This is a genomic window from Streptomyces sp. NPDC007162, from assembly GCF_040634175.1.
Classification (GTDB): Bacteria; Actinomycetota; Actinomycetes; order Streptomycetales; family Streptomycetaceae; genus Streptomyces.
In genome coordinates, this window is the sequence record NZ_JBEYFC010000458.1 from 1 (window position 1) to 7,184 (window position 7,184).

Annotated in this window: 5 protein-coding genes; 1 reads left to right on the forward strand and 4 read right to left on the reverse strand. The window is 69.8% G+C overall.

Going from position 1 to position 7,184, the window contains the following annotated elements; all coding sequences use genetic code 11:
- The coding region (locus tag ABZ646_RS35865) for a TetR/AcrR family transcriptional regulator (RefSeq protein WP_360528592.1) at nt 1-455 on the forward strand (455 nt) is incomplete at its 5' end.
- A 386-nt stretch (nt 456-841) separates the two neighbouring features.
- On the opposite strand, the gene ABZ646_RS35870 is transcribed toward ABZ646_RS35865, so the two are convergent.
- The 4 genes from ABZ646_RS35870 to ABZ646_RS35885 form a co-directional block, all read right to left on the reverse strand.
- Complete coding sequence (locus ABZ646_RS35870; protein WP_360528595.1) at nt 842-1,573, reverse strand: alpha/beta hydrolase; 732 nt, start codon at nt 1,571-1,573, stop codon at nt 842-844.
- 208 nt (nt 1,574-1,781) lie between these two features.
- Nucleotides 1,782-2,411, reverse strand: coding sequence for a TetR/AcrR family transcriptional regulator (locus ABZ646_RS35875; RefSeq protein WP_360528598.1), 630 nt, complete (start codon nt 2,409-2,411; stop codon nt 1,782-1,784).
- Between the two features lie 113 nt (nt 2,412-2,524).
- Nucleotides 2,525-3,571 (reverse strand): zinc-binding dehydrogenase, encoded by a 1,047-nt coding sequence (locus ABZ646_RS35880; protein ID WP_360528601.1) that lies wholly within the window; start codon nt 3,569-3,571, stop codon nt 2,525-2,527.
- 157 nt (nt 3,572-3,728) lie between these two features.
- Nucleotides 3,729-6,950 (reverse strand): cytochrome P450, encoded by a 3,222-nt coding sequence (locus ABZ646_RS35885; protein WP_360528604.1) that lies wholly within the window; start codon nt 6,948-6,950, stop codon nt 3,729-3,731.
- Nucleotides 6,951-7,184 lie beyond the last annotated feature (234 nt).

Genomic DNA, 7,184 nt, shown 5'->3' on the forward strand with positions numbered 1-7,184 from the left:
AGACGGAGCTGTTCGACGCCGCGGTGACCGACGCCCTGGAGGAGTTCGGCCAGGTCATCGACGAGCGTGTGGAAGGGATCGAGGACCCCGCCGAGCTCGTCGCGGTGGGTTTCCGGCTCACCGCACGGATGGCGGACTCACACCCCGAGCTCATGCGGATCCTGCGCGACCGCGGCCTGGCCCACATCCACTCCGAGCGTGGCCTGTCCCCACGAGCGCTTCGTGATCTGGAACGCGGCATCGCCTCGGGCCGCTTCATCGGCATCGACCCGACCACGGCCCTGTCCGCTCTGGGCGGGACCCTGATGTCCCTGGTCGCGCTGCGGCTGGCCCGCCCCGACCTCGACGGCGACGAGGCCGCCTCCGACCTGGCCGCGATGGTCCTGCGCATGCTGGGCCTCCCCCCGGACGAAGCGCACGACGTCACCCGGCGCCCGCTGCCCGATCTCGCCTGAAAGTCCGGCGCGATGTGCGCCGCCACCGGCCGAGGCGCGATGGACCCCGTACGACGGCAACCGTCGCACTGCCAGCCGGGCCGCCGGCGGTCCACGAGGTCGTGGACACCGGTTGCGCATGGCGGCCCCTGCCTGCGGACTGGGTCGCCTGTGGTGTCATCGGCCCAGGCCCACGGCCCTATCGCGTCGGACCCGCCGCGAGATCGGCCGAGGGCCCGCATCGGTCGCCACGCTCAGCGGGTTCTCAGCCGGTGAGCCTTTTCATCGATGCCGGTGAGCCGGACGTCAGCGACGCCACCACGAAGCCGCCGCCGGCGTGCTTCGGGCAGCACAGTGTGAGCGCCGCCCGAAGCGCACCCACGGGCGCTCGTGTCGGGGCGCGCCAGTCACCCCCGGGAGCTGCTCCAGTGTTCCTCGAGGGCGGCGGCGACCTCGGCCGACTTCTGGATCGGCGTCCAGTGGCTGCTGTCCAGCCTCAGAAAACGGGTGGCGCGCACGGAAGCGGCCATCTTCTCGCCGAACTCGACGGGGCAGACCGGGTCGAACGCCCCCCAGAACACCAGGGACGGTCCGGCCAGGTCCGCCAGATCCGGTTCCCACTCCGCACCGACCGTCAATGCGGAACGGTACAGCTTGAGAATGCTGTCGCGCATGGTCTCGTCCACGCGGCCGGTCGTCTGTTCGGCCAGCTCAGCCGGGATGTGGAGGTTGTCGGTCAGGTCCTTGGCGAACGCGGCCGCGTCGTACTCCTTGGCCCAGCGGTCGCCTGCGACAGGGTCCTGCCACAGCTTGGCCAGGGGATGCCAGACGTACTCGGCGCTGACCGGACCGTTGCTGCCGGCCCACGTGCGGATCAGGTCCGGCCGTACGGAAGCCACGCGCGCGGTGAGGAGGCAGCCCCAGTCATGGCCGACCAGGTCGACCGGCTCGCCCATTACCTCCAACCGCTCGATGAGCCAGGAGACGTATTCCTCCTTGGTGCAGTTGAAGCCCTCGGGTCGCGGCGAACCGAAACCGGGCAGGTCCCAAGCCTCCACGTCGCTGCGGGTGAAATGCTCGCGCACGCCGTCCCACACATGGTGGGTGTCGGGTACGCCGTGGATCAGAATGGCGGGCATGAATGAACTCCTACAAGGGTGAATCTCTGGACAGAAGCGAAACAGCGGCACAGGGACAATGAAGAGGCCGAAGCCTCGTGCCGCAGGCACGCGCGTCCGCGTCGATGTGGACGGGATCGACGTGACACGGCACGGCCCCTTTCTCTAGCTGCGTCTCGTTCGACGCTGGTCGACGAGTGGGTACAGCCGTCCCGACCGGGCGTCACGCTCACTCACGCAACACGGTCCGAACTCGGCGCGATGCGATCTGGGGCGCTACGCCGGCAGCGACGAGGAACGCGGTCGCCGCAGCCTCACCGGTGGGGTCAGCCCAGGTGGGCGTGGTGTTCTCCTCGGCGAGGACCAGCATCAGGGCTTCCAGTGCCTGGGCGAGGACAGGTGCAGGGACGTGGTCCGCGAACACGCCTTCGTGCTGGCCACGGCGTATGGCCGCGATGGTCTCTTCGCGGGCCGGTGCCAAGGTGGCGCGGACCATCTCCTCGCCCAGATGGTGTCGCCCCAAGGAGGTCAGCATGCGGTACTGGTCGCCCACCGCCCAGGCCGCCAGGGCCATCCGCGTCATTGTCTCCAGCGGATCAGCACCCGGTATACGGGTTGTGGCAAACGTCTGTTGCAGGGCCCGGGCTGCTTCCTGCGTCAACTCGGCGATCAGCGCATGCCGGTTGGAGAAGTGTCCGTAGAGGGTGCGTCGTGCGATGCCGGCCGCCAGCGCGATGCTGTCGAGACTCGCGTCGGGATCGTCCCGCAGTCTCCGCTGAGCAGCATCGAGGATGCGTCGGCGGTTCGAACGAGCGTCGCTGCGCTGCGGAGTGCGGCCCGATGCTTCGGTGGTGGGCATGGCTCCATCTCCACGGGTTCTGGCTGCTGGGAAATCGTGGGCGCCGGTGCACCCTCAAGCACCGGCGCCCACTCACCCCTGCCCAGGGTGGCTTGGTGTCCTGCTGACGGGTGTCAGGGGACGAGGATGAGGCGGATCGGGTCGCCGATCTTGTTCTCCAGACGGCTGACCGCGTCGGCGGCGTCGATGAGCGGGATGTGGTCCGTGATGGAGGGGGCCAGGTCGAGGCGTCCGGCCGCGGTCAGCCGCACGAGCTCGGAGACGGACTCGGGGAAGCCGCCGTAGTGGCCGCGTACCTGCTTCTGCAGGTAGTTGAAGGTCAGGCCCTCGGTGATGGTGAGCGGCCGGGGTGTGATGCCCACCAGGATCAGGGAGCCGCCCAGGCCGAGCACGGAGGCGGCCTGGTCGCGGACGGCGGGCACGCCGGCGCAGTCGAAGGCGAAGTCCAGGCCGCGTCCGCCGGTGGCCGCGCGGACCTGGTCGGCGAAGTCGGGGGCCGCCGGGTCGAGCGCGAGGTCGGCGCCGAAGGCGAGGGCGCGCTCGCGGGCGCTGGGCAGCGGGTCGACGGCGATGATCGGGGCGGCGCCGACCAGGCGGGCGAGGCGTACGTTGTGCGCGCCGACTCCGCCCACGCCCCAGACGCCGACGGACTGGGCGGCACGGACGCCCGCGGTGGCGACGACGGCGGCGTAGGGGGTGGAGACCGCGTCGGGGATGATCGCGGCCTGGTCGAAGGGGAGGCTGTCGGGGATGGGGATGAGGGTGTCCTCGCGGACGACCACGTACTCGGCCCAGCCGCCGTCGTAGTCGATGCCGGCGGTGAGCATCTGGGTGCAGGGGCGGCGGCGCACGCAGCCGGCGCACGTCCCGCAGGTCTTGCCGGCCTCCAGGGTGACGCGGGTGCCGACGGGCAGGCCGCGCCTGAGGTCGGGGCCGAGGGTGTGGATGACACCGGAGACCTCGTGGCCGACGGTGACCGTGTCGGAGGTGGCGAACAGCGGGACGAGGGAGCCGTCGAGCAGGTGGACGTCGGAGAGGCAGACGCCGGCGGCCTTGACCTCGATGAGGACCTCGCCCGGGCCCGGCACGGGGATCGGGACCTCTTCCACGGCGAACTTCTTGCTGTCGAGGTGGAAGCGTCCGGCGAGCATGGTGTCCATGGTGATCTGCTTTCGGTGAGCGGCACGGCCCGATGGTTGGGGCCATGGGTGCCGTGGGGTGTCGGAATGGCTGGTGGGGCCGGGAGGCGTGCGGGAGGCAGGACGTCCGCACGCCTCCCGGCGGCTGGGGGCAGCGCGCCTTGACGGCGTGCGACGGTCAGGCGAAGACGTCCTGCTGGTAGCGCTCGTCCGCTTCGAGCTGGGCGAGCCACTGCTGAGCGGTCTCGTCGTCGCTGCCGGTCTTCTGGCGGTGGATGGCGGCGAGGGCTTCACGGACGGCGGGTGCCATGCGGCGGCCGTCACCGCAGACGTAGATGTACGCGCCGTCCTGGATGGCCTGCCACACCGTGTCGGCGGCGTTCGCGATGGCGTTCTGCACGAACCGGGCGGGGTGGCCGGTCACCGCGGAGTAGGCGGTGTGGATCTGTGCGATGCCTGCCTGCTCCCAGTCCTGCATCTGCCGGCGGTAGAAGTAGTCGTGCTCGGGGTGGCGGCAGCCGACGAACACCTGGGACAGGCCCACCTGGGTGCCGCCTGCGTGCTGCGTCGCCCTCTCCTCCAGGAAGCCGCGCAGCGGCGCGATGCCGGTGCCGGGGCCGATGAGGATCAGCGGCGTGGTGGGGTCGGCGGGCGGGGCGAACGTCGGGGAGGGCACGCGGACGTAGCCGTAGACGACGTCCCCGGGCTCGAGGCCGGCGATGTAGGCGGAGCAGGTGCCGCGGTACTGGCCGTCGCCGGACAGGGCCGGGCCCTCCAGCAGGCCGACGGTCAGGCGCACATGGCGCGGGTTGGCCGACGGGGCGGAGGAGATGGAGTAGAAGCGGGGACGGATCGGGCCCGTCATCTCCAGGAAGACCGCCAGCGGCAGCTCGACCGCGGGGAAGCGCTCCAGCAGACCCAGCACCGAGATGCGCTTGCCGAGGATCTCCTTTTGGTAGCGCTCCTTCGCCTCTTCGGTGTCGGCGGTGTACGCCTGGAGCTGCGGCCGGGTCCACGGGCAGTCGGTGTGCTCGGCCAGGGTCTGGATCTGGGAGCGGGTGGCCACGTCCTGCAGTTCCAGGAACTCGGTGAGCAGGATGCCGGCGGTGACGGGGGTGCCCACCGGCAGGTGGGTGCGGCCACCGGCCGGCTGGTCGAGCCGGAGCACCTGGTCGTACTCGACACCGAGCCGCCTCAGCGCGCGCTCCACCAGGGCGAGTTCGTTCTTGGCGAAGACGGCCAGGTGGTTGCCGGTGTCGTAGGTGACACCTTCCGGCAGCTCGAAGGTGATGGACTTCGCCGAGGGCCGCGGCGGCTCGATGCTGAAGTCCCACAGACCCGTCGCGTCCGCCACCAGCTCCTCGTTGGCCACCACGGTCAGCGGATACGCCTGCTCGGAGACGATGGCGGGGCGCACGTCGGACTCGGTGAGCAGCTGGACCTGGTAGCGCGGGCCGCTCGCCTGGGAGGTGTCGGCGGCGTACTCCTCGGCCAGGGTGGCCCACAGGTTGTCCATCCACCGAGTGGCCATGCCGTCGAAGTCACCGGCGGCGTCCGCGATACCGCGCTCGACGACCGGGGTGGCGCCGGCGGCCAGCAGCCCTTCCTCGATCCGCTTGGGGAAGGCCTGGTAGGTGGCCACCCACTGGGTGTTGCCTGCGCCCAGCAGCGCGAACCGCACATTCGACAGCGCACCCTCCGGCAGACCGGCTGCCAGCAGGTCGTCGAAGCGCTGGGCGTTGTCGGGGGCCTTGCCGTTGTAGCTGGCGGCGACGACGGCGAGCAGGCCCTCGGTGGGCAGGCTGTCGCCCAGCTCGTCCAGGCTCACCAGGGTGGTGCCGAAGCCGGAGCGCTCGCTACGGTCGGCGATGGTGCGCGCCAGGTCCTCGCACGAGCCCAGGCTGGAGCCGTAGGCGACGGTCAGGTTCACCCCGACGCCGCTGACCGCTGTCTGTGCCTGCGCGTCGCCGGTCTGCAGGTCCGCGGCACCGAAGACGGTCCGCTGGTGCTCCTGGCGCTTGCGGACGACCAGCTCGAAGTCGCCGGGCTTACGCGTCAGCGCCTCACGGACGTCCATCTTGTAGTCGGCGGTGTCGGAGAACCTGAACTTCTGCAGCACCAGCGCGAGGGCCAGGCGGGCCTCGGTCAGCGCGAACTGCCGGCCGATGCACGCACGCACACCGTTGCCGAACGGCTTGTACGCGTGCGGGTGCTGCTGGACACGGTTCTCCGGCAGCCACCGGTCGATGTCGAACTCCTCCGGCCGGTCCCACGCCTTGGAGTGGGAGTGCAGCGCGCCCATCAGGATGTTGGCCCTGGTCCCCTTCTTCAGCTCGTACCGGCCACCGATGACCGTGTCGTCGAGGGGCGCCTTGCCGATCATCGGGATCGGAGCCCACAGGCGCAGGGTCTCCTCCAGGATCCGCGGGATCACGTCAAGCTGCATGATCGTGTCGTAGTCCGGGACCGTGTCACCGGGCAGCAGGCGGTCCACCTCGGCGTACGCCTGGGCCAGGACGTGCGGGTTGCGCATCAGCGAGTAGGTGGCGAAGGACAGCAGGCCGCTGGTGGTCTCGTGACCGGCGATCAGGAACGTCACCACCTGGTCGCGGACGTTGTCGTCGGCCAGCAGCTTGCCGGTCTCGGGGTCGGTGGCCTCCAGCATCAGGCCGAGCAGGTCCTCCTCACCGGTGCCCTTCCCCTCACGGCGCTCCTTGATCACGCTTTCGACCAGGTCCTGCATGAGCCGGATGTTGTCGCGGTACCTCCGGTCGTCCGCCTTGCGGAGCTTGGTCATCATCGGCAGTTCCTGAGAACGCCGCAGCGATTCCATCAGTGCACCCAGCAGTGCGTTGAGGAAGGGGTGCAGTTCCTCCTTGCCGAAGGAGTCGAACCGGTAGCCGAATCCCGACAGGGCGATGGTGTCCAGGGTGAGTCGGGTGTAGTCGTCGGTGATGTTGACCGGCCGACCCTCCCGGCTCTCCCACTTGCCGACCAGGTTCTGGGCGATCTCCAGCATCTGCCCGTAGTAGGTCTTCATGGCGCGCTGGCTGAAGGCCGGCAGGAGGATCCGGTGGGCCATGGCCCATTCCTCTTCGTGCTGGTGGGCCGTGAACAAGCCCGCCCCTGCGTAGTCCCGCACGTGGCTCAGTGGCGTCTTGTCGATCTGCTTGAAGAACCGCGTTTCGTCGCAGACCTCGGCCACCAGGTCCGGGTCGTAGACGAAGACCTGCTCGATACCGGCGATGTCCATGCCGTAGATGCCCTCGGGGAACTGCTTGGACAGCTCGTTGAAGTACTCCACCGGGTTGGTGGCGGGGATCTGCGGCGTGTTGCCGAGCAGGGGGACCCCGCGCGGGGACCGGATGGGGCGAAGGTCGTTCGCGGAGTGCGTGGTCATGGCTTGCTCCTCTGCGTGGAGGGGGATGGGCAAGGGCGCGCTGCGCAGGTCGATGCCGTGGCGCCGTACGGAAACATACGCCGTATGGAATTGATACCGTACGGCGTATGGAAGTGTGGAGCAAGCCCGGCTGCCCCGGTGGGCGCTGTGATTCAGGTCATTTCCGTACGGCGTATGAGCAGCACGAACATCCCGCCGGTGGTGAGCCGGAACCGGGAGACCGGGTACTCCTCC